General features: G+C 69.9%; 16 protein-coding genes. All 16 read left to right on the forward strand.

Annotated features, from left to right (window positions below):
* Positions 1-74 precede the first annotated feature (74 nt).
* The 16 genes from DDQ50_RS06160 to DDQ50_RS06235 all read left to right on the forward strand — a co-directional run bounded on the left by DDQ50_RS06160 (position 75) and on the right by DDQ50_RS06235 (position 23,918).
* On the forward strand, positions 75-5,606 hold the full coding sequence (locus DDQ50_RS06160) for an Ig-like domain-containing protein (RefSeq protein ID WP_165829716.1): 5,532 nt from the start codon (positions 75-77) through the stop codon (positions 5,604-5,606).
* Positions 5,607-5,673: 67 nt separating this feature from the next.
* Positions 5,674-6,642, forward strand: a complete 969-nt coding sequence (locus DDQ50_RS06165; RefSeq protein WP_116755760.1) for an AAA family ATPase — start codon at positions 5,674-5,676, stop codon at positions 6,640-6,642.
* Complete coding sequence (locus tag DDQ50_RS06170; protein ID WP_116755761.1) at positions 6,639-7,988, forward strand: DUF58 domain-containing protein; 1,350 nt, start codon at positions 6,639-6,641, stop codon at positions 7,986-7,988. The genes DDQ50_RS06165 and DDQ50_RS06170 overlap by 4 nt, the downstream gene beginning before the upstream one ends.
* Complete coding sequence (locus DDQ50_RS06175) at positions 7,985-10,372, forward strand: transglutaminase-like domain-containing protein (protein WP_133245925.1); 2,388 nt, start codon at positions 7,985-7,987, stop codon at positions 10,370-10,372. The genes DDQ50_RS06170 and DDQ50_RS06175 overlap by 4 nt, the downstream gene beginning before the upstream one ends.
* A complete protein-coding gene (locus tag DDQ50_RS06180) occupies positions 10,369-14,880 on the forward strand; it encodes an FtsK/SpoIIIE domain-containing protein (protein ID WP_116755763.1) in 4,512 nt (1,503 codons plus the stop codon). Before DDQ50_RS06175 ends, DDQ50_RS06180 begins: the two co-directional genes overlap by 4 nt.
* A gap of 90 nt (positions 14,881-14,970) precedes the next feature.
* Positions 14,971-15,237: a hypothetical protein gene (locus DDQ50_RS06185; RefSeq protein ID WP_116755764.1), complete on the forward strand. Its 267-nt coding sequence runs from the start codon at positions 14,971-14,973 to the stop codon at positions 15,235-15,237.
* Between the two features lie 75 nt (positions 15,238-15,312).
* Complete coding sequence (locus tag DDQ50_RS06190; protein WP_116755765.1) at positions 15,313-15,531, forward strand: hypothetical protein; 219 nt, start codon at positions 15,313-15,315, stop codon at positions 15,529-15,531.
* Complete coding sequence (locus DDQ50_RS06195; protein ID WP_116755766.1) at positions 15,528-16,790, forward strand: hypothetical protein; 1,263 nt, start codon at positions 15,528-15,530, stop codon at positions 16,788-16,790. Before DDQ50_RS06190 ends, DDQ50_RS06195 begins: the two co-directional genes overlap by 4 nt.
* Before the next feature lie 20 nt (positions 16,791-16,810).
* Entirely contained in the window at positions 16,811-17,293 is a 483-nt protein-coding gene (locus DDQ50_RS06200; RefSeq protein ID WP_116755767.1) for a hypothetical protein, read from the forward strand.
* Complete coding sequence (locus tag DDQ50_RS06205) at positions 17,290-17,760, forward strand: hypothetical protein (RefSeq protein WP_116755768.1); 471 nt, start codon at positions 17,290-17,292, stop codon at positions 17,758-17,760. Before DDQ50_RS06200 ends, DDQ50_RS06205 begins: the two co-directional genes overlap by 4 nt.
* 40 nt (positions 17,761-17,800) lie before the next feature.
* Positions 17,801-18,424, forward strand: a complete 624-nt coding sequence (locus DDQ50_RS06210) for an FHA domain-containing protein (RefSeq protein WP_205663576.1) — start codon at positions 17,801-17,803, stop codon at positions 18,422-18,424.
* A 141-nt stretch (positions 18,425-18,565) separates the two neighbouring features.
* Entirely contained in the window at positions 18,566-20,086 is a 1,521-nt protein-coding gene (leuC, locus tag DDQ50_RS06215) for a 3-isopropylmalate dehydratase large subunit (protein WP_240614250.1), read from the forward strand.
* Positions 20,086-20,685, forward strand: a complete 600-nt coding sequence (gene leuD / locus DDQ50_RS06220) for a 3-isopropylmalate dehydratase small subunit (protein WP_116755769.1) — start codon at positions 20,086-20,088, stop codon at positions 20,683-20,685. The genes leuC and leuD overlap by 1 nt, the downstream gene beginning before the upstream one ends.
* A gap of 101 nt (positions 20,686-20,786) precedes the next feature.
* Positions 20,787-22,109 carry a UDP-N-acetylglucosamine 1-carboxyvinyltransferase gene (gene murA, locus DDQ50_RS06225; RefSeq protein WP_116755770.1) on the forward strand — a complete coding sequence of 441 codons (1,323 nt, stop codon included), beginning with the start codon at positions 20,787-20,789 and terminating at the stop codon, positions 22,107-22,109.
* Positions 22,110-22,150: 41 nt separating this feature from the next.
* A complete protein-coding gene (locus tag DDQ50_RS06230; RefSeq protein ID WP_240614251.1) occupies positions 22,151-22,900 on the forward strand; it encodes a lysophospholipid acyltransferase family protein in 750 nt (249 codons plus the stop codon).
* Positions 22,893-23,918 (forward strand): NAD(P)H-dependent glycerol-3-phosphate dehydrogenase, encoded by a 1,026-nt coding sequence (locus DDQ50_RS06235; RefSeq protein WP_116755772.1) that lies wholly within the window; start codon positions 22,893-22,895, stop codon positions 23,916-23,918. Before DDQ50_RS06230 ends, DDQ50_RS06235 begins: the two co-directional genes overlap by 8 nt.

The following is a 23,918-nucleotide window of genomic DNA, read 5'->3' on the forward strand; positions in this document are numbered from 1 at the left end:
CGGTGGGGGCCGGTCGGAACGAGAGCTCGGAAGCGGCAAGCGGGGGATAACGACAGATGCGGTTGACGGCGTGGATGCGGAAGCGCAAGACGCTCGCCAGCACCGTCACCCTCGCGATCCTCGCCGGTGTCCCCGTGACCTTCGCGGTCCTGCACCAGGGGTTCCCGGTGACCGACGCCGACCTGGTTTCCCGAGATGTCTGGGTCACCAACGGCGACCGTCTGCTCGCAGGCCGGCTCAACCGTCAGATCGAGGAGCTGAACGGCGCGGTCGAGACGGCGAGCCGCGGCATCGACGTCCTGCAGGAGGGCGCTGACGTCTTCCTCCTCGACTCCGAGGCCTCGACGGTCGAACGCGTCGACCCCGCCTTCACGACCCTCGTCCAGAAGGCCGACCTCCCGGCCGGTGCGAAGCTCGCCTTCGGAGGGAAGACGCTCGGCATCCTCGACCCCGCCGACGGCCGGGCCTGGGCGGTCGACGTGTCGAACGAGCTGAGCTTCGACCCGGTCGCCACGGAACCCGACATCACTGCGGGGGCCGACGCCTCCATCGCCGTCAACGACAAGGGGGAGCTCTTCGTCGCGTCTCCCGATGAGCACGCGCTCTACTCCCTCGAGAGCGTCGGCGCCGTGCCGGAGCAGACGAAGCTCGACATCGACGGGCCGGTGCAGCTCACCACGGTCGGCGAACAGCCGGTGCTCTTCGACCCTGCCGTCAACGAGGTCATCCGCGCCGATGGCGGCCGCACCGCGCTTCCGGAGCAGGGGATGGCGCTTCAGCTCTCAGGTGCCGAGAACGACTCCGTCCTCGTCTCCGGGGAGACCTCACTGCTCGTCGTGCCCCTGGGCGGCGGCGAGGTCGAGGCCGTGGACGCCCAGCTCGAATCACCCGCGACGGAGGCCGCCCGGGTCACGCCCCCGGTGTGGCTCGACGGCTGCGCCCACGCGGCATGGGCCGACTCGTCGCGCTACCTCCGCGTCTGCGAGGGCGACGAGCCGTCGGTGTTCGACATCGAGCAGTCGACCTCGGGAGCCCAGCTGGTCTTCCGGGTCAACGGCCCGGTCATCGCGCTGAACAACATCGACAACGGCAACACGTGGGTTCTGAAGGACTCGCTGCGACTCGTCGACAACTGGGACGAGGTCACCCCTCCGAAGGAGGAGGACAACCAGGACGGCGACGAGAAGTCGACCCGGAAGAGCTACGAGGACATCCTCGCCGACCGCACCGAGCAGAACCGCCCGCCGACCGCGGAGGACGACGACTTCGGGGTCCGGCCCGGTCGCACCACCATCCTGCCGGTGCTCGACAACGACACCGATCCCGACGGCGACGTGCTCACCATCGCCGACTTCAGTCAGCTTCCTCCCGAGATCGGGCGCATCGACGAGATCGACGACGGGCGGGCGCTGCAGTTCACCGCCGGAACCGCGACGGTCGGCACCGCATCCTTCCGGTACACAGTGACCGACGGCAGGTCGGGCGGCGTCGATGAGGCGCTGGTGAATGTGCGGGTCGTGCCCCTCGAGGTCAACAATCCGCCCGTCCAGAAGCGGATCGCAACCCAGACGCTCGAGGCCGGGCAGACCCTCACCTACAACGCGTTGACCGACTGGATCGACCCCGACGGCGACGACATCTTCCTCGACGACGCCGCGCCCACCTCCGCCGACACCGCGCGCTCCACCCCTGACGGCTTCGTCACCTTCGAGCACCGCTCGGGTGAGCTCGGGCTGAAGGAGGTGCGGCTCATCGTCTCCGACGGCGTCCTCACCTCCGAGGGCGTGCTCAACGTCGACGTCCAGGCGCCGGGGACCCTCAAACCCATCGCGACGGCCGACTACCTCCGTCTGTTCATCGACGAGGTGGGCGAGCTGAAGCCGCTCGACAACGACCTCTCGCCGTCGGGTGCGCAGCTGACGCTGGCGGGCGTCGAATCGACGGATCCCGCGCTCACGGTGACGCCGAACACCGACTCCGGCTCGGTCTCAGTGCAGGCCTCGGCCGCGGGGGAGTACGAGTTCACCTACTCCGTCGCGGCGGGCGGCCAGGCGTCGACCGGCATCGTGCGCGTCAGCGTGATCGAGAACCCGGCCGACCAGCTGCCTCCGATCGCGGTCAAGGACACCGCGTTCCTCCGTGTGGGCGAGCCCGTCACCGTCGAGGTCCTCGCCAACGACGTCTCCCCGAGCGGACGGGTGCTCGGGGTCCAGTCGGTGGACACCTCGGGATCTGCTCCGGGACTGTCCGTCGAGGTGCTCGGCAACACCCTCATCCGCGTGAGCTCCAGCGCTGCCCTCGACACCCAGACCCAGTTCACCTACACCGTCTCCGACGGTCAGGCCACCGCGCTCGCGGGAGTGACCGTCGTGCCGGTCCCGCCGGTCGTGCAGCGTCAGCCCCCCGTCGCGGTGGACGACCGGGTCACCGTCCGCGCCGGAGACGTCGCGCGCGTCGACGTGCTCGCGAACGACTACCACCCCGATCAGGCGTCCCTGATCCTCGACACCGAGCTGGTGGAGAGCGACAACATCGGTCGCGATGCCCTCGCCTTCGTGTCGGGCGGCGACCTGCGGTACCAGGCCCCATCCGAGCCCGGCCAGTACAGCGCCGTCTACCGGGTCGGAGACCGCTACGGCGAATCGGCGACCGCCACCGTGACCTTCATCGTCACCGGGCCCGACCAGGACGGCAACAAACCGCCCGTTCCGGTCACCCAGACCGGGCGCACGTTCTCCGGATCGACCATCCGGATCGATGTCCCGCTCGACGGAATCGATCCCGATGGCGACTCCGTCGTCCTCACCGGTCTCACTCAGGCGCCTCAGCTCGGCCGGATCGTCGAGACCGGAACCACCTACTTCATCTACGAGGCCTACGAGACATCGGCCGGAACCGACACCCTGCGCTACAGCGTCGAGGACGCGTTCGGATTGCGCGCATTCGGTGTCGTCCGCATCGGTGTCATTCCCCGCCCCGCCCAGGCGCTGGCCCCCAATGCCGTCGACGACAGCGTCGAGGTGCGGCCGGGCAAGCTCGTCTCGGTGCCCGTCCTCGACAACGACACCGATCCGAACGGGTACCCCCTCCAGCTCAGCCCCGAGCTGGTCTCCGTGGACCCGGGGATCGAGGCGCGCGTGGAGGGCGACCGCGTCCTCGTTCAAGCGCCCGAGACCGAAGCGGGATACGTGGTGCGCTACCAGATCACGAACGGCAACGGAGGGGTGGATCAGGGATTCGTGCAGATCCGCGTCACCGCGGACGCCACGATCCTGCCCCCGACCGCGGTCGACCAGTTCGTGCAGCAGGAGCAGGTCGACTCCGGGGAACCGATCGAGGTCGACGTGCTCGACGGAGCGTTCAACCCCAACGGTCGCGATCGCGACCTGGCCGTCTCGTTCGAGGGCCCCAACGCCGCGAGCGCCTCGCTCGCCGCAGACGGCACCGTGACCGTCGTGCCGGGGGAGAAGCGCATCGCCATCGCCTACCGTCTGACCGACGAGGTCAACGATCTCAGTGCCGCCGCGTTCATCATCGTGCCGCCCGCGGTGAGCGCGAGCTACTCGCCGCCGCCGTACATCAAGCCCGAGGCGATCCCGCAGCTGCTCGAGATGAACGAGGCGCGCGAATGGTCGCTCGACGAGATCGTCGCAGTGCCCTCAGGACGCCCCGTCAAGATCACCGACAGCACGACCGTGAGCGCAACGAACAGCAACGGCGCCCCCGCCTACGTCGACGAGACGACGATCGCGTTCGCACCCGCGCAGGACTTCCGCGGCAGCGCCTCGGTCGTCTTCGAGGTCACCGACGGGGAATCCGCCGAGGACCCGAACGGCAACACGGTCCTGCTCACGCTCCCCATCACGGTCGGCAACCCCGACTTCAGCGACACCCCTCCCACCTTCACTCCCATCGAGATCCCCGTCGAAGCCGGCGAGGCGCCGGTGGCCGTCGATCTGCGCACGAGCACCGCGCATCGCAACCCCGCCGTCGTCGGCCAGGTTCAGTACAGCGGGCTCACCGGAACGACGCGCGATATCGAGGCGGGTCTGAACGGTTCGACCCTGACCGTGTCATCGCCGTTGGGGGTCCAGCCCGGCGCGCGCACGACACTCTCGTTCACGCTCAGCTACCGCGAGTTCCAGGTACCGGCCACCGTCACGGTGATCGTCGTCTCCTCCTCCCGGCCCCTGCCCCAGGCGGTCGACGACGAGGCCAAGGGACAGCGCAGCAAGCAGAGCACCGTCAACGTGATCGAGAACGACTTCAATCCGTTCCCTGATAAGCCCCTGACCCTGCTCGATGCTCGGATCGAGAACGCCTCCGAGAGCGCCGCCCGGGTCTCGTTCACCGCGGGCGGAAGCATCAGCGTCTCGCCAGGGTCGTCGTTCATCGGCGTCGTGAGCGTGATCTACCGCATCGGCGACGCGACGAAGGATCCCAACCGGGAGACCCAGGGACGTCTGCTGCTCACCGTCCGCGATGTTCCGGGCAAGGTGGCGAAACCCGTCATCACCGAGGAGTCGGACGGCGCCGTGGGGATCAGCTGGCAGACGCCTGCGATCAACGGGGAACCGATCGACCACTACACGATCACCTACGACAACAAGAGCGTCCAGGTGCCGGGCAACTCGGCCAGCTACCGGGCCACCGGTCTGAACAACGGCACTCCGTACACGTTCCGGGTGAGCGCCCACAACGTCCTCGGCGACGGTCAGGCCTCCGACCAGAGCAACGCGGCGGTGCCCTACGGCAAACCCGGACGGCCGGGCACCCCGTCCCTCACCGGATCGGACGACGGGTCGGGCAACCTGACCGCTCGATGGAGCGCGGCCAACGGGAACGGGCGCGACGTGCAGCGCTACGAGGTCTACGTGGGGTCGGACAAGGTCGCCGAGAGCACCACGACCGAGGCGACGTTCCAGCGCAATGTCGGGGCCGCAACATCCGTGCAGATCGTCGCCGTCGGTCCGGCAGGTCCGTCCGAACGGTCGGGCGCGAGCAGCTCGGCCGCAGCGCGTCCGGGAACGCCGGGGAATCCGCGGGCCAGCGTCGGCGGACAGGGCGACCGCACGGTGACCCTGCAGTGGAACGCGGCCGCCTCGCACGGTGCGGCCGTCTCGAACTACCGACTCATCATCCCGGGAGTGGGGGAGCCCCTGGTCGGGAACCAGACCAGCTACACGTTCCAGGGCAACTTCGGGCAGACCTACAACTTCCAGGTCGAGGCGATCACGGGGGGAGCGACGGGACCCCGATCGGCCTCGTCCAACTCGGTGACCCCGCAGGACGTTCCTCCGCCTCAGCCCCCGCAGCGCAGCTCCAGCGTCAGCAAGGGCGGCGCCGCGCCCTACTGCAACGGCTGCCGGTACATCGTCCTCAACTACAACAATTTCCCGGCCGGCAACTACACGGTCATCACCGAGTTGAACGGGAACAGCGGTGACTTCACCTACAACACCTTCGACCTGGTCGGCAGCGGCAGCCGTCAGACCACCAACGGCCTGGGCATCACGAACGGCGCGGAGGTGCGCATGCGGATCAAGAACAACACCACAGGAGAGACGTTCTACACGGATGCCACCCGCAACTGGGACGGCATGTAAGACGCCCGCCTCCGATCCGCGACACACCACGACTCGAACTCGCATCACCCACTGAGGAGCAACACCGATGACTGTCACCCAAGAGCAGGCCGACTGGTTCCGCGGCGCCTTCGACGGCCTCGTCGCGAACATCGACCAGGCGATCCTCGGCAAGCGCGAGGTCATCAGACTCGTCGTCACGACCCTGCTCTCGGACGGTCACATGCTGCTCGAGGACTTTCCCGGCACCGGCAAGACCGTGCTCGCGAAGGCGCTCGCGAACACCATCGAGGGCACCCACAGCCGCATCCAGTTCACCCCCGACCTCCTGCCGTCGGACGTGACCGGAGTCACGATCTACGACCAGGGCAAGGGCGTCTTCGAGTTCCACCGCGGCCCGATCTTCGCCTCGGTCGTCCTCGCCGACGAGATCAACCGCGCCAGCCCCAAGACGCAGAGCGCTCTGCTCGAGGTCATGGAGGAGGGAGTGGTGACCGTCGACGGAGTCGGCCACTCGGTCGGCAGCCCGTTCATGGTGATCGCCACCCAGAACCCGGTCGAACAGGCCGGCACGTACAAGCTCCCCGAGGCGCAGCTCGACCGGTTCCTGATGAAGACCTCGCTCGGCTACCCCGACCACCGGACCACGGTGTCGCTCCTGCTCGACGCCTCCAACCGTGCCCGCGCATCACGGGTGAGCCCGATCATCGCCGGCACGTCCATCGTGGCGATGTCCCAGCTCGCGAGCGAGGTGCACGTCGACGCGTCGGTGATGGAGTACCTCAGCGAGATCGTCACCGCCACCCGCTCCGACAAGGACGTGCTGCTCGGCGTGAGCATGCGCGGCGCCCTGCAGCTCGCCCGTGCGATCAAGACCTGGGCGATCGCGGCGGGCCGCACCTACGCGACCCCCGACGACGTGCGCGACCTGGCCGTGCCGGTCCTCGCGCACCGCATCATCCTCGACCCCGAGTCGGACTTCGCCGGGGTGACCGCCGCCGATGTCGTCTCGCGGATCCTCGTCGACATCACGCCCCCGGTGACACGCGCAACATGACGACGACAGCACCCTCCGCGGAGGGCGTCGCCCCCGCCGACGGGGTGCCGCCGCGTCGCGCGCGCGAGCGCCGACCCTCCCGCGTCCGCGCGGCTGATCGCCGCCGACGTCGGTCGAGGGGGCCCGCCTCCCGCCGGCCCCTGCGCGGTCCCCTCCTCCTGCTCTCCGCTCTCGGCCGGGCGATCTGGGCCGCCGCGGGGCCCGTCCTCACCACCATCAGCCTGCTCGGCTGGGTCGTCCTGGTCGCCGCCGTCGGATCCCTGGTCGCCGGGCTCCTGCTGGGCTGGCAGGAGCTCGTCTTCCTCGGCTGCACCCTCGCGGCCGGCCTCGTCGTCGCCACCTTCTTCCTGATCGGGCGGAGCGACTACGACGTCGCGATCGAGCTGACCCCGCACCGGGTCGTCGCGGGGGACAGGGCGCGGGGGCGGCTCGTCGTCACCGGACGTAAACGCCGTTCGGCTCCGACCCGCGTCGAGCTCCCGGTGGGCGGGGGTCTCGCCGAGTTCGTCATCCCCGGGGTCGCCGCCGGACAGGAGCACGAGGAGCTGTTCGCCGTCCCGACGAACCGGCGCGCCGTCATCATCGCCGGGCCGGCCGTGTCGGTGCGCGGCGACCAGCTGGGCCTCGTCCGCCGGGTGCTGCGGCTCACCGACAGGGTCGAGCTCTTCGTGCACCCGGTGACCACGCGTCTCGACTCGAGCGTCGCCGGCCTGGTGCGCGACCTCGAGGGCGAGACCAGCAAGAAGATCACCAACAACGACATCTCCTTCCACGCCCTCCGCGCCTACGAGCCGGGTGACGACCGCCGGTACGTCCACTGGCGCACCTCGGCCCGCACCGGGCAGCTGATGGTGCGTCAGTTCGAGGAGACGAGGCGGTCGCAGCTGGCCATCGTGCTCGCCACCGACCGGCGCTACTACGCCTCCGAAGACGAGTTCGAGCTCGCCGTCTCGGTCGCCGCGTCGCTCGGCGCCCAGGTGATCCGCGACGGCACCCGACTCGACGTGGTCACCGAGGCGTTCCCGCTCCGCACCCGCAGCGTCACCGCGCTCCTCGACGACTCCTGCCGCATCGAACCGACCGACACGGGTCTGTCCGCGCGTGACTCCGTCAGGGAGGCCACCAAGCGGCTGGCCAAGCCGAGCGTCGTGATGGTCGTCGGCGGATCCCTGTTCGGCGTCGGCGACTTCCGCGCCATCGAGGTGCTCTACGGGCTCGACACGCAGACCATCGGCTTCCGCGTCGATCCGGGTGAGCCCTCGCGCATGATGTCGGTCTCCGGCCTCGAGATCCTGTCCGTGGCGACGCTCTCCGAACTGCCCCGTCTCGTCCGGAGGGTCACATGAGCGCAACCCCGGACGATCAGCGGCCCGCCCGCGTGCGCCCCTCGATGAGATCCTGGGCGGACATCGCCGTCATCGCGGCCCTGTCGATCATCGGCATGGTCGGTCTCACCACCTCGTTCGCCGAGCCCCTCTACCTGGTGGCCGGCATCGGCGGCATCGTCGTCGGAACGGGTGCGGCGCTGCTCGGGCACCTCCTCCGCTGGCCGGTCGTCACGACCGTCCTCGCCGCGATCGTCGCCTACTTCCTCCTCGGCAGCGCGCTGGCCATGCCGAACGAGGCGATCGCGTTCGTCCTGCCCAGCCTGCAGACGCTCTCGGGCCTCGCCGTCGGCGCGGTCTTCGGCTGGGCCGACCTCGTCACACTCCGGGCGCCCGTCGAACTGCCCTACTACGTCACGGCAGTTCCGTACGTCTCCGGCTGGCTCGTCTCGCTCGTGAGCGTGACGCTGGCCCTGCGCTGGCTGCCCGGCCGCGGGGGTGCGCTGCGCGCCGCCGTCGTCCTCGCGGGTCCGCTCGTCCTGTACGTGGTCGGCGTGCTGCTCGGCACCGAGCAGCCCTACCTGGCGGGCGTGCGCGGTGTCGCGTTCGCCGCGATCGCCCTCATCTGGATGAGCCGGCGTCGACGGGACTCCGCACGCGTCGCCTCGGCGGCGAACGAGGCGGTGCGGCGTCGCCGCGTCGTCGGCACCGCCGTGGTGGTAGGCGCGGCCGTCCTCCTGGGCGGCGGAGGCGGCTACCTGCTCGCACCTCCCGCCGACGCGCGCTACGTGCTGCGCGACGAGATCCAGCCGCCCCTCGAGTCGCTCGACTACCCGAGCCCGCTCGCGGGCTTTCGGATCTACACGAAGGACCTCGACCAGACCGACCTCTTCACCGTCGACGGCCTCAGCGAGGGGCAGCGCGTCCGGATCGCGACGATGGACAGCTACAACGGAGTCATCTGGGACGTCGCCGGGGCGGAGGAGAGCAGCGACGGATCGGGCGAATTCAGCCTCGTCGGCCGCAGCGTGCCCGTACCGGCCACCGCCGAGGACGGCGTGCCGACCCACCTCGATGTCACGGTCTCCTGGTACGACGACGTCTGGCTGCCCGACATCGGGTACACCACGGATTTCGGTCTCGACCGACGAGCTCTCGCGGACCTCCGCTACAACGACTCGACGGGGACGGCCGTTCTCACGACCGGCGTGACCGACGGACGCTCCTACTCCCTCGACGCGCTCGTGCCCCAGCCACCGAGCGACGCCGACCTGGCCGACGTGCCCGTCGCGTCGCTGCAGCTCGCGCCGGTCGAGAACGTGCCCGACATCGTCACCGCGAAGGCCCTCGAGTTCTCGGGCGCGGCGACCACCCCCATCGACAAGCTGCGGAACATCGAGACCGCGCTGAAGACCGGCGGCTATCTCAGCCACGGCACCGCCTCCGACTCCGCGCCCTCGCGTGCGGGCCACGGCGCCGACCGGATCACCGAGCTCCTCACCCTCGACCCGATGGTGGGCGACCAGGAGCAGTACGCCTCCGCGTTCGCGCTCATGGCCCGCAGCCTCGACTACCCCGCTCGCGTCGTCATGGGCTTCGCGCCCGACGTCCCGGCCGAGGGCGGTCCCGTCACCGTGACCGGCGACGACGTGACCGCGTGGGTCGAGGTGGCCTTCGACGGGATCGGCTGGGTCTCCTTCGATCCCACCCCCGACGACACCGACGTGCCCCAGAGCCAGGTGCCCAAGCCGCAGACCGAGCCGCAACCGCAGGTGCGACAGCCTCCGCGTGCGGAGAACGAGCAGGAGGACCTCGTCAACCCGACCGATGTCGAGGACGACGACAAGGACGACGAGTCGCCGTTCGTCCTGCCCGCCTGGGTGATCGCGGTGGGGCTCTCGGTGCTCATCCCGCTCGCGATCATCCTGATCCCGCTCCTCATCGTCACGCTCGCCAAGCGTCGGCGCGAGCGCCGCCGGCGTGCCGCCGCGACCGGCGACGGCAGGGTCGCCGGAGCGTGGGACGAGATGCTCGACCGCTACGCCGAGCTGGGCTACCCGATCCCCGAGAAGCTGACGAGGCCGCTCACCGCCGTGAAGCTCGAGGCCGAGATCTCCGCCGTCGGCGACGGCACGCTCGTCGCGCTGGCACACCGCGCCGACGCCGCGGTCTTCTCCGGGCGCGAGATCAGCGACGCCGTCGCCGACGAGGTCTGGACCGAGGCGATGGCCGCAGCCGCGGTCGCCGAGGCGGCCACCACCCGACTGCGCCGGATCCGCAGCCGCTACACGCTGCGCAGCATCGGCGACCGCTACCGCCGACTCCTGCGCAGAGCGGAACGCGACACCGCACGGCGCGGGTCGGACCCGGATCGCACCGATGCACGACGAGGGGATCGGCCATGAGGCTCAAGCTCGCGCTGACGAGACCGAACGGGGGCACCACCGATGTGGTCGTCACCGCCGACGCGAACGCCACCGTCGGGGAGATCGCCGAGACACTGCTCACCAGCGACCCCGAGCCCGGCGTCGAGCTCGGAATCCCCCGAGCGGGCGACCGGCAGCGCGACGCCGACGTCCACACGCTCTCGGTCGCCGCACCCGCGCAGCGCAGCGGCGCCGTCCTCGATCCCGATCTCCCCGTGGCCGAGGCCGCGATCGCCAGCGGGGCGACCGTCTCGGTCGTCCCCGTCTCGGGTGACCGCGGCGGGGCTCCCACCGGACCGGTCCTCGCGGTCGTCCGCGTCGTCGACGGACCCGATGTGGGAACCGAGTTCCCCATCCGCCGGGGCAGCTCGATCATCGGACGCGACGAGAACTGCGACATCGTCCTGCACGACGTCCTCGCCTCGAAGCGCCACGCGCGCATCGACGTCACCCGGACCGTCGACATCGTCGACCTCAACTCGGCCAACGGCGTCGTCGTCGACGGCGAGGAGGTCGCCCGCGTCAGCCTCTCCGCAGGCCAGACCGTGCTCATCGGCGGCAGCACTCTGCGGGTCCAGCAGCTCGCCGTCGACGAGGTGCCCGTGCGCGAGGTCTCCGCCGGCCCGGTCTCCTTCACCCGCTCGCCGACGGTCGAGCGCCGCTACCCGGGAGCCGAGTACGACGGTCCCGAGGTGCCGAAAGAGCTCGAAACGCTGCCGTTCCCCTGGATCGCGTTCTTCGCACCGCTCGTCGCGGGAGCCACGCTCTACCTCATCCTCCGCAACCCGTTCACGCTGGTCTTCGTCGCGCTCGCCCCGATCATCATGCTCGGCACCTACCTCGGCCAGCGCAGTGCCGCGAAGCGCAAGCTGAAGAAGGCGATCGAGAGGTTCGACTCCAAGCTCGAACGACTCGACGCGGTGCTCGCCGAGGAACGCGAGATCGAGAGATCGGTCCGCGAGGACGAGGCGCCCTCCACCTCGCGTCTGCTCGACGAGGCGGACCGGCTCGGTCCGCTCCTCTGGTCGCGCCGGCCCGAGCACTGGTCGTTCCTCAACGTGAGACTCGGCACCGGCACCGCGACGAGTCGCAACACCGTCACCGCGCGTGAGCGATTCGACGGGATACCGGAGTTCCAGGAGCGCCTCGACGGCCTCGTCGAGCGCTACCGCCTGATCGACCGGATCCCCGTCGTCGAGAGCCTCGTCGACGCAGGAGCCATCGGCGTCGCCGGCGACGACCCGCTCGTCACACCGTCCGTCAACGCGCTGGTCGCGCAGGTCGCCGCGCTGTACTCGCCCGCCGAGCTCGCCATCGGCGCCATCGTCGGTCCCGAGTGGGGCGAGCGTCTCGGCTGGATCAAATGGCTGCCGCACGTCGGCTCGCCCCAGTCGCCCCTCGAGGGCGTCCACCTCGCCGACACCGCGACCACGGGCACCTCGCTGCTCGCACGCCTCGAGGAACTCGTCGCGGAGCGGCTCGAGAAGCGTCGCGCCGCCGATCGCACCGGCATCCGCGGCCCCATGGATCCCGAGGACTCCGTCATGCTGCGCGGAGCCGCGCCCGCTGACGCCGACAGCCCGCGCATCCCCGACCCGCCCTGCATCCTCGTGCTCATCGCCGACGAGGCACCCGTCGACCGATCCCGACTCATCGCGCTCGTCGAACGGGCGGCGCTCGCCGGAGTCCTGCCCGTGTGGATCGGTCCCTCCGTCGCCTCCCTCCCCGCGGGCTGCCGCACCTACCTCGAACTCCGCGCCGCCGGATCGGGTCGCGTCGGCTACGTCCGGACGGGCGAGACGATCGACCAGGTCGAGGTCGCCCAGCTCGACGCCACCGCCGCCCGCGACTTCGCCCGCTCGATGGCGGCCGTCGCCGACGCGGGAGCCCCGCGCACCGACGAGAGCGATGTGCCCCGCCAGGTCTCGCTCGTCAGCCTCCTCGGCGCCGACCTCGCGCGGTCGTCCGACGCGGTCGTCGACCGCTGGCGGGAGAACGACTCGCTCCTCGACCGGACTCCCGGATCTCCCGCGCGCCCCCGTCGCGCGGGCAAACTGCGCGCGCTGGTCGGTCAGGGCAGCGTCGACGCCGTCCACCTCGACCTGCGCAGCCAGGGGCCGCACGCCCTGGTCGGCGGAACGACGGGTTCCGGCAAGAGCGAGTTCCTCCAGTCATGGGTGCTCGGGATGGCGGCCGAGTACAGCCCCGACCGCGTCACCTTCCTGCTCGTCGACTACAAGGGAGGATCGGCGTTCGCTGATTGCGTCGACCTGCCGCATTCGGTGGGTCTCGTCACCGACCTCGATCAGCACCTCGTCCGGCGGGCCCTGACGAGTCTGCGCGCCGAGCTCCGCTACCGCGAGCACGTCCTGAATCGGAAGAAGGCCAAGGACCTGCTCGACCTGGAGAAGCGCGGCGACCCCGAGACCCCGCCCGCGCTCGTGCTCGTCATCGACGAGTTCGCGGCGCTGGCCGGCGAGATCCCCGAGTTCGTCGACGGCGTCGTCGACATCGCCCAGCGCGGTCGATCGCTCGGGATCCACCTGATCATGGCGACCCAGCGACCGGCGGGCGTCATCCGCGACAACCTCCGCGCCAACACCAACCTGCGCATCGCGCTGCGGATGGCCGACGAGTCGGACAGCTCCGATGTGCTCGGCGACCCGGTCGCCGCCGGGTTCGACCCCGCCATCCCCGGGCGCGCGGTCGCGAAGACCGGGCCGGGACGCCTCACGACCTTCCAGTCCGGCTACGCGGGCGGCTGGACCCGCGAGGACGCGGAGCCCGCCTCGATCGAGGTCGCCGGCCTCGGCTTCGGAGCCGAGCGGCCGTGGGAGCGTCCCGATGCGGGTGCTCCGGTCGCGACCGTCGATCCCGGCCCCGCCGACATCGCCCGGCTCGTCTCGGCGATCCGCGGCGCGGCCCGCGGAGCCGATGTGCCCCCGCCCCGCCGCCCGTGGCTTCCCGAGCTCGCCGCGAGTTACGACGTCGGACTGCTCCGTCAGCGCACCGACAGCGAGCTGCTCATCGGCGTCGTCGACGACGCGTCGACGCAGAGCCAGTACCCGGTCTACTTCCGTCCCGACACGGACGGCAACATGGCCGTCTACGGTGCGAGCGGAACCGGCAAGAGCGTCGCCCTGCGCACCCTCGCCGTCGCCGCGGCGATCACCCCGAGGGGCGGCCCCGTCGAGGTGTACGGGGTGGACTTCACCTCGGGCGGCCTCAGCATGCTCGAGACCCTGCCCCACGTCGGCGCCGTCATCGCCGGCGACGACACGGAGCGGATCGCGCGGCTCTTCACCCGCCTCGCGGCGACGATCGACGAACGCGCCGCACGGTACGCCGCGGTCCGCGCGGGCGACATCCGCGAGTACCGCGAGCTGGCCGGCCGCCCCGACGAACCGCGGATCCTGCTCTTCCTCGACGGCATGGCCGCCTTCCGGCAGGAGCACGAGTTCGCCACGACCCGGTCGTTCGCGCTCTTCCAGCAGATCATCTCGGACGGTCGCAGCGTTGGGGTGCACGTGGTCGTCACGGCGGACCGCCCCGCCACGATCTCGCCGTCCGTCGCCGCGTCCATGCAGCGCAAGCTCGTGCTGCGACTCACCGACGACACCGACTACGCAACGATCGACGCCCCGTCCGACGTGCTGACGGCCGCCTCCCCTCCGGGTCGGGGCATTCTCGACCATCTCGAGGTGCAGGTGGCGGTGCTCGGGGGAACCAGCAACACCGCCGAGCAGGCCCGGGCGATCGAGCGCCTCGCCTCGACGCTCCGCTCGCGGGGCGTGCGGGAAGCGCCGCCCGTCGAGCGGCTCGCCGACGACGTGGCCCTCGAGGCGCTGCTCGGTTCCGCCCCCGGTCTGCTGCCCCTCGGCATCGAGGATCAGTCGCTCGCCCCGGTCGGGGTCGCCCCCGAGGGCGTGCTGATGATCTCAGGACCCCCGGGCAGCGGTCGCAGCACCGCCCTCGAAACGCTCATCCGCGGGCTCGCCGCCACGACGAGCACCGAGATCCACTATCTCGGCACCGCGCGCTCGCACATCGGACGCCTGCCGCAGCTGGCCAGTGCCGCGACCGGTGTCGACGACGTGCAGGCCGCGGCCACGACGCTGCTCGCCGCCGTCCAGGAGGGACGCACCGGGATCGCCGTCGTCGTCGAGTCGCTCGCCGACTTCCTGTCGACGCCCGCCGACGCGCCGCTCGTGGCCCTCTTCAAGGCGCTCAAACGCAGCGACAACCTGCTGATCGCCGAGTCCGAGACGAGCACGTGGGCGTCGTCCTGGCCGCTGCTGCTCGAGGTCAAGAGCGCCCGCCGCGGCATCGCGCTGCAGCCCGACCAGAGCGAGGGGGACCTGCTGTTCCGCACCAGCTTCCCGCGGGCGAAGCGGTCGCAGTTCCCCGTCGGACGCGGCTATCTGGTGGCCGGCGGCAAGACCTCGCTCGTGCAGCTCGCACGGGCGACAGGGGGAGCGGACGGGTAGTCCTCCCCATCGCGGCGGCCCCAGGGGCTTCCTTAGGCTGGCGAACACAACAGGGGGACATCGGTTCCCTTCGGAACGAAAGGACAGACCATGGCAGATTGGATCGGCCAGAACCCCGACGAGGTCAACGACCTGGCGGCGCTCTTCGACACCAAGGCGGGCGAGCTCGAGTCCCTCGTGCAGGCCATCAGCGCCAAGCTCTCGGGCACGACCTGGCAGGGTCCCGACCGCACCCGCTTCGAGACGCAGGACTGGACCAACATCCAGACCAACCTCAACCAGGCGGCCCAGGTCCTGCGCGACACCGGAACCGTCGCCCGCACCAACGCGACCGAGCAGCTCAACGCCTCGGCGTAACCAGCGAGACCCGACGCAGGGGGCGGGAGACCGCCCCCTGAGCGTCGGCCGGAACGGCAGGGAGGGAGAACCGCGATGAGCGAAGCCGCGATGAATCAGGCAGCAGCCTCGATCCGCAGCGCTCAGGCGACCATGGCCAGCGCCATCAGCGTGCTCACCCAGACGACCACGTGGTCGGGCGCCGACTCCGACCGGTTCGAGCGCGACTGGCGAGATCAGGTGTCGACGCCACTTCTGAACGCAGCTGCCGCCATCGACGGCGCCGGCTTCACCGAGATCGGAGACGGTTCATGAGCAAGCTCGGCATGTCGCCCTCCGAGGTCCGCGCGCAGGCCGGCATCATCCGCGCTCAGCTCGGCGCACTCGACGACGCCGCGCACACCGCCAGCACCGCTCAGGCGCAGAGCCACAACCCCTCCGGATACGGCCTCGAGAAGGGCGACCGCGTCCTCTCGCCGGGCGCTTCCGCCTCGGTCGCATCCGCCTATACGACGATCCTCGACGCGAAGGCCGCGGCCGAACGCCTGCTCGCCACCCTCGAGGCCCAGATCTCCGAGCAGGAGCAGGCCAGCGGCGTCACGGCCGGCGGGCCCGGCTACTCCGGTCCCGGCAGCGTCACCCCCGCCGACCCCTTCGCGGGCGAAGGCGCGACCGAGTCCGCCGACGGGATCCCCGTCACGACCACCACCTCGCGATCCGGCGTCGTCGCCGAGAGCGAGGAGGAGGCGAACTCGGGGGAGTGGACCTTCGGCAGCAAGCCCGGCGCGAACCCCTTCGACAAGGAGAAGCCGGCCGAGGAGAAATACACCATCGGCCTCGAGACCACGACGAGGGTCGGCCTCGGGTCCGCCGACAGCACCACGACCACCGACGGAAACGAGACCACGTCGTCGGGCACCGAGACATTCGTGGGCGTGACCGGCACCAACAAGACGGAAGTCGAGATCACCGAGGACGAGATCAAGCTCAGCGGTGAGGCGAGCATCGGCATCGGGGCTACGGCCGAGGCGGAGGCCAGCTACGAGAACGAGGAGTTGGGCGTCTCCGCGAACGCCAGCGCGTCCGCGTCGGCCGAGGCCAAAGCCGAAGCGGGCGGCGAGTTCGGTGTCAACGCCGACGGCGAGCTTGTTGCGGGTCTCAGCGCCGGGGCCAGTGCGATGGTCGGTGTGGCGGGCGCCGCCAGCGTGACGGCCGGACCGGCGACGCTGAGCGCCGAGGCCAAGGCCCAGGCCGGTGCGCGAGCGGAGGCCGAGGCGACCGCGACGATCGGCCCTGACGGCATCAGCGCCAAAGCCGGCATCGACGCCTTCGCCGGCGCCGAGGCCGAAGCGAGCGCGTCCGGCGAGATCATGGGCGCCGAAGCCACCGCGACAGGCAGGGTTTACGCTGGAATCGGCTTCACCGCCGACGCGGAAGTCGAGGTCACCGCCGACAATGTGTCGGTCAGCCTCGACCTGGGGGCAGCGATCGGAGTCGGAGCGGGATTCTCCGTCGACTTCAGTTTCAGTCCGGCCGAAATGGCCGACGACGTCCTCGGACTCTTCGACTTCTGATCTTCAGAGAGGAACATCTCATGACCCAGTCCGTGTCCTTCCCGAGCGAGGCCTTCCCGGCCTTCCCCGAGGTCAGCGTCCAGGCGCCCGACGACTGGCAGCCGATCAACGCCTACGGCTCGGTGCTCGCGGTGGCCGAACCCGTCGAGGCGGGTCGATTCCGGAGCAACGTCGTCGTCGCCCTGTCGCGTTTCGGCGCCGACTACGAGCTGAAGACCGCGATCGAGGCCGTCGAGAAGAAGTTCGGCGAGCAGACCGACATCGCCGTCATCGGCAAGGAGGAGCGCGAGGTGCTCGGCGTTCCCGGTTTCCGTATGGAGGTCAGCTTCTCCGACCCGCGGGTCGGGACCCTCGCCCAGGCCGTCCACATCGCGCTCATCCGCAGCGGCGGCGTCAGCGATCTCGTGCAGATCACCGGCAGCGCGGCGGGCGAGCACGTCAAGACGGTGTGGCCCACCATCCGCGGCATCCTCGACTCGGCCACGACGGGAGCGGCAGCGTGAGCGTCACCAAGGAGCAGCTGACCGCCGACCTCCTCGCCCTCAACAGCGACGACGTGCCGTTCGCCTTCGCCGCATTCGACGAGGGAGTGGTCGGCGTATGGGACTACGCCGATGCGAAGTGGGCCGGGTTCCTGTCGGCCGGCAAGATCGACCGCGACTACGAGCTCACGGTCACCCTCTACGACGATGGCACCTACACCCTGATCGATCGCACGAAGGACACCGAGACGAGGCTCGACCGCAAGGGCTTCCACTTCGAGTCGAACTCGTTCCGCGGCAACACCCGCAAGATCAGCTTCAACAAGTCCTTCGCCCCGATCGCCTCCGATCACGGGCAGGTCGGCAACACCTTCGGCTGGAAGTTCGACACCGAGGAGATGAAGAAGCCGGTGCGCGAGGTGCTCGAGCGGGGCGGCTGGACCGAACGCAAGCGCAGCTTCCTCGATCGGGTCCTCGGCAAGGGGTAGACGGCCGGTCCCGCCTTCAGCCCCTGCATATAGTGGAGCAGTGACTGAGCGCGGATTCATCACCCCGCCCCCGGGGCTCCTGCCGGAGCCTCCGAAGTCGGACACCCCTGCGCCGGCCGAGCCGCGGCTCGCGCCGCCCGCTTTCTTCCCCGGCCCGCCCGGCGCAGCTCCGGTCGGCGTGCAGCAGGAGACGGCGGCGCAGCCCGTCGTCGCGCCTCCGTCGGTCGCTCCCTCCACCGATTTCGAGCCCGAGCCGGTCCTTCCCGTGCCTGCCGCGGTGGTTCCCGCGCCGGCGGTGGCGCCCGAGACCGCCACGCCTGTTCCGGACGAACCGGAGGCCGCGCCGGGCGATTGGACGCTGGAGATCGATGGCGCGGACTTCGGCTCGATTCCCGACGTGCTGGTTCTCGGCCGCGCACCGAACGCCGCCGTCCCCGGGGCGCGGCTCCTGCCCGTCTCGGGAGGCGGGACCGTCTCGGCGACGCATGCGGTGCTGCGCCGCGACGGCGACGCCGTCACCCTCGAGGACCTGGGGTCGACGAACGGAACGGCGGTCGTCGTCGGCGACGGACGCGAGCTGCTCCCGCCGCACCAGGCCGTCAGGATCACGGAGACCGTCGACGTGTGGCTCGCGCATGCGCGCCTGCGCCTCCGACGCTCCTGATCGGCGGGAATGGTATCGTCTGGGGATGCTCTCCGTCCGGCTTCTCCTTAGCCGCCGCGACGAGGTCTGAGTCTTCCAGTCCTCCCTCGTCGCGGAGTTCCGTCCTGGGCTGACTCATTTGACAGGGAGAACACTGCACCCATGAACACCACCGCCACCGAAGCCTCGAGCTCCGACGGTTCCGAGACCCGCGGCCTGACGCTGGCCGAGAAGGTCTGGGCCGACCATCTCGTCAAGAAGGGCGAGAACGGCGAGCCCGATCTGCTCTACATCGACCTCCACCTCGTGCACGAGGTCACCAGCCCTCAGGCGTTCGACGGTCTGCGTCAGGCCGGACGGCCCGTCCGCCGCCCCGATCTCACGATCGCGACGGAGGACCACAACACCCCGACCGTCAACATCGACAAGCCCATCGCCGACCTGACGAGCCGCACCCAGATCCACACCCTGCGCCGCAATGCGGAGGAGTTCGGCGTTCGGCTGCACTCGCTCGGCGATGTCGAGCAGGGCATCGTGCACGTCGTCGGCCCGCAGCTCGGCCTCACCATGCCGGGCATCACCGTCGTCTGCGGCGACTCGCACACCTCCACCCACGGCGCGTTCGGCGCCATGGCGTTCGGCATCGGCACGAGCGAGGTCGAGCACGTCCTCGCCACGCAGACCCTGCCGCTCAAGCCGTTCAAGACCATGGCCATCACCGTCGAGGGCGAACTGCGACCCGGCGTCACCGCGAAGGACATCATCCTCGCCGTGATCGCCCAGATCGGCACCGGCGGCGGCCAGGGCTACGTGCTCGAGTACCGCGGCAGCGCCATCCGCAGCCTCTCCATGGAGGGGCGCATGACGATCTGCAACATGTCGATCGAGGCCGGCGCCCGCGCCGGAATGGTCGCCCCCGACCAGACCACCTACGACTACCTCCAAGGCCGCCCCCACGCACCGCAGGGTGCCGACTGGGATGCCGCCGTCGCCTACTGGGACACCCTGGCCACCGACGACGACGCCGTGTTCGACGCCGAGGTCTTCCTCGATGCCGACTCGCTGGAGCCGTTCGTGACCTGGGGCACCAACCCCGGCCAGGGCGTCTCGCTGTCCGACTCTATCCCCGACCCCGACACCATCGCCGACGAGCACGAGCGCTCCGCCGCGCGTCGCGCACTCGAGTACATGGATCTCGCCCCCGGCACCCCGCTCAAGGAGATCGCGGTCGACGCCGTCTTCATGGGCTCGTGCACCAACAGCCGCATCGAGGACCTCCGCGCGTTCGCGTCCATCGTCAAGGGCCAGACCAAGGCCGAGGGCGTCCGCGTCATGGTCGTGCCGGGCTCGGCCCGCGTGCGCCTCGAAGCCGAGGCCGAGGGCCTCGACAAGATCTTCGAGGAGTTCGGCGCCGAATGGCGTTTCGCGGGGTGCTCGATGTGCCTCGGTATGAACCCCGACCAGCTCGCCCCCGGCGAGCGATGCGCCTCGACGAGTAACCGCAACTTCGAGGGCCGGCAGGGCAAGGGCGGCCGCACCCACCTGGTCTCCCCGCTCGTCGCCGCGGCGACCGCGATCCGCGGAACCCTGTCGAGCCCCTGGGATCTGCGCACCGACTCGCGCTTCGACGTGACCCTGAACGACGCGGGCAGCATCACGACCGAGACGGGAGTGTCGGCCTGATGGAGAAATTCAGCACCCACACCGGCATCGCCGTGCCGTTCGAGCGATCGAACGTGGACACCGATCAGATCATCCCCGCCGTCTTCCTCAAGCGCGTCACCAAGACCGGATTCGAGGACGCCCTCTTCTACGGGTGGCGCCAGGATCCCGACTTCATCCTCAACCAGCCGCAGTTCCAGGGGGCGTCGATCCTCGTCGCCGGACCCGACTTCGGCACCGGCTCGAGCCGGGAGCACGCGGTATGGGCACTGCGCGACTACGGCTTCAAAGTCGTCCTCAGCGCGCGCTTCGCCGACATCTTCCGCGGCAATTCCGGCAAGCAGGGCCTCGTCACCGGAGTGATAGAACACTCCGAGATCGAGCGGCTCTGGGATGTGCTGAAGCAGAATCCGGGAATAGCGGTTACCGTCGACCTAGTTGAGAAGACGGTGACCGCAGGTGAGCTCACGCTCCCCTTCGAAATCGACGACTACACACGATGGAGGCTGCTCGAAGGCCTCGACGACATCGCGCTCACGCTCCGCGATGAGGAGGGCATCTCCGAATTCGAGAGCCGCCGCGAAAGCTGGCGGCCCACCACACTCCCCGCGAGGAGTTAGAAACTCTGCACAGCAGAGCTGAAAGCAAGGATTCCCCAGTGTCAGACACTCTTTCGACAGGTCTTGCCACCGATTCACGCAAGGCAGGAGAGCGCGTCGGTATGAACATCGACCGTCTCGCCATCGAAGGCGGCATCCCGCTGAAGGGCCGCATCCAGGTGCGGGGCGCGAAGAACCTCGTCACGAAGGCGATGGTCGCGTCGCTCCTGGGCGAGAGCGAGAGCCTCCTGCGCGGGGTCCCGGACATCTCCGACGTCCGCGTCGTCCGCGGGCTCCTCGAGGTGCACGGCGTCAAGGTGACCGACGGCGTCGAGCCCGGCGACCTGATCCTCGACCCGTCGAACGTGATCATCGCCCACATGGCCGACATCGACGCGCATGCCGGATCGAGCCGCATCCCGATCCTGTTCTGCGGCCCCCTGCTGCACCAGCTGGGCGAGGCGTTCATCCCCGACCTCGGCGGCTGCCGCATCGGCGATCGCCCGATCGACTTCCACCTCGACGCGCTCCGCAAGTTCGGCGCCATCGTCGACAAGCTGCCGAGCGGCATCCGCATCACGGCTCCCAACGGCCTGACCGGAGCGGAGATCGAGCTCCCCTACCCGAGCGTCGGCGCGACCGAGCAGGTGCTGCTCACCGCCACGCGCGCCAAGGGAACGACCGAGCTGCGCAACGCCGCGATCGAGCCCGAGATCATGGACCTCATCGCGATCCTGCAGAAGATGGGCGCCATCATCTCGGTCGAGCCCAACCGCGTCATCCTCATCGAGGGCGTCGACCGGCTCGAGGGCTACACCCACCGCGCGATCTTCGACCGGAACGAGGCCGCCAGCTGGGCCTCCGCCGCGCTCGCGACCGGCGGCGACATCATGGTCGAGGGCGCGAAGCAGGAGCACATGATGACGTTCCTCAACGTGTTCCGCAAAGTCGGCGGCAAGTTCGACATCTACGAGGACGGCATCCGCTTCTACCACCCGGGTGGTGCGTTGAAGCCCGTCGTCATCGAGACCGACGTGCACCCCGGCTTCATGACCGACTGGCAGCAGCCGCTCATCGTCGCCCTCACGCAGGCGCAGGGCGAGTCGATCGTGCACGAGACGGTCTACGAGAACCGGTTCGGCTTCACCGACGCGCTCATCGAGATGGGCGCCGACATCACCGTGCACCCGCGCGGCATCGAGGGCACGCCCCGTCGTGTCCCGCGCCGCGACCTCGAGCAGGCCGCCGTCATCGTCGGCCCCACGCCCCTGCACGGAGCCGATATCGAGGTGCCCGACCTGCGCGGCGGGTTCTCGCACCTCATCGCCGCGCTGACCGCCGAGGGGCGGTCCACGGTGAGCAACGTGGGCATCATCAGCCGCGGCTACGAGGACTTCCTCGGCAAGCTCGAGGCCCTCGGCGCCCGCTACACAGTCGAGGCATGACGGGCGCGTTAGACGAGCGTCGGTCCGGCCATAATGGTCGAGTGTCCCGCCGAAGCAAGCCGGAGAAGTACTCCCCATCCTGGTTCTGGCCTCTCGGCGGACTCGTCGTCCCCTTCATCCGGGCGACGACCAAGCTGAACTTCATCGACGACCGCTACCTGCCCGAGCGCGGTTCGTACGTCCTGGCGCCCAACCACTACACCGAGGTCGACCCGTTCGTCATCGCCGTCGCGGTCTGGCGGCTCGGGCGTGCACCGAGGTTCCTCACCAAAGCGTCGCTGTTCCGTCTGCCGATGGTCGGTTGGATGTTCACCGTCACCGGCCAGATCCCCGTCGAACGAGCGGCCATGAGCCGTAGCGCGATCCCGCTCGAAGCCGCCGAGGAGCTCGTCGAGAAGGGACGCGGGGTCGTCATCTACCCCGAGGGCACCCTCACACGCGAGCCCGACATGTGGCCGATGCGGGGCAAGACCGGAGCGGTCCGCCTCGCCCTCGAACATGATCTGCCGCTGGTCCCCATGGCGCAGTGGGGCTCGCAGGGTCTGCTTCCCCGCTACGGCAAGAAGCTGCACCCATGGCCGCGCGCCAAGGTCGACCTGAAATTCGGTCCGCCCGTCGACCTCTCCCGGTTCAAGGGGCGCCCCATGGACTCCGCGCTGCTCGCCGACGCCACCGAGCTGCTCATGCAGCACATCACCGCGCTCCTCGAGGAGCTCCGGGGTGAGAAAGCGCCCGCCGGCAGGTGGGATCCGAAGACCAAGGGTCAGACCGAGACGGGCCGTTTTGACTGAGCAGAACCCGGCCGGGGCCGCGAAGGTCGCCGTGCTCGGTGCGGGCAGCTGGGGCACGACCTTCGCGAAAGTGCTCGCCGACGGTGGCGCCGACGTGGCCCTCTGGGCGAGACGCCCCGAACTCGCGAGCGAGATCTCGTCATCGGGTCGCAACAGTCACTACCTGCCCGGCATCAACCTGCCACGATCCATCCGCGCCCATTCCGACCTCGAACGGGTGCTGTCCGACGCCGACCAGGTCTACGTCTCGGTGCCCAGCCAGGCGCTGCGGGGCAACCTCGACAAGGTGCGCGGTCACCTCCGTCCCGACGCCGTCGTGGTGAGCCTGATGAAGGGCGTCGAACGCGACACCGGACTGAGGATGAGCGAGGTGCTCGGGCAGGTGCTCGGGCTCGAGGCGTCCCGCATCGCGGTCGCATCCGGCCCCAACCTGGCCCTCGAGGTCGCGAAGGAGTGGCCGACCGCCGCCGTCGTGGCCTCCACGAGCGCCGAGACCGCCCAGCTCGTCGCGAAGACCGCCTCGAACAGTTACTTCCGGTCGTTCTATAACACCGATGTGGTCGGCACCGAGTTCGGCGGAGTGCTCAAGAACCTCATCGCCGTCGCGATCGGCATCGTCGACGGCGTCGGCTACGGCGAGAACACCAAGGCCTCCATCCTCACCCGCGGTCTGGCCGAGATGACCGCGTTCGCCGTCGCCTTCGGCGCCAAGGCGACCACGCTCTCCGGGCTCGCCGGTCTCGGCGACCTCATCGCGACGAGCGAGTCGCCGCTGTCCCGCAACAACATGGCCGGCCGCCTGCTCGGGCAGGGGTACGCGTTCGACGAGGTCGTCGCCTCGATGGAGCAGACCGCCGAAGGGCTCGCCTCCGTGCGCCCCGTGCTCGAGTTGGCCCGCGAGCGCGGTGTCGATATGCCGATCGTGACGCAGGTGGCGCAGGTGCTCGACGGTACGCTCGAGCCGAAAGACATCGCCCCGCACTTCACCACCGACTCCGACCTCCCTCTAGGAGAGTGA

Origin of the sequence: Amnibacterium flavum, assembly GCF_003097495.1 — a bacterium.
Lineage (GTDB): Bacteria > Actinomycetota > Actinomycetes > Actinomycetales > Microbacteriaceae > Naasia > Naasia flava.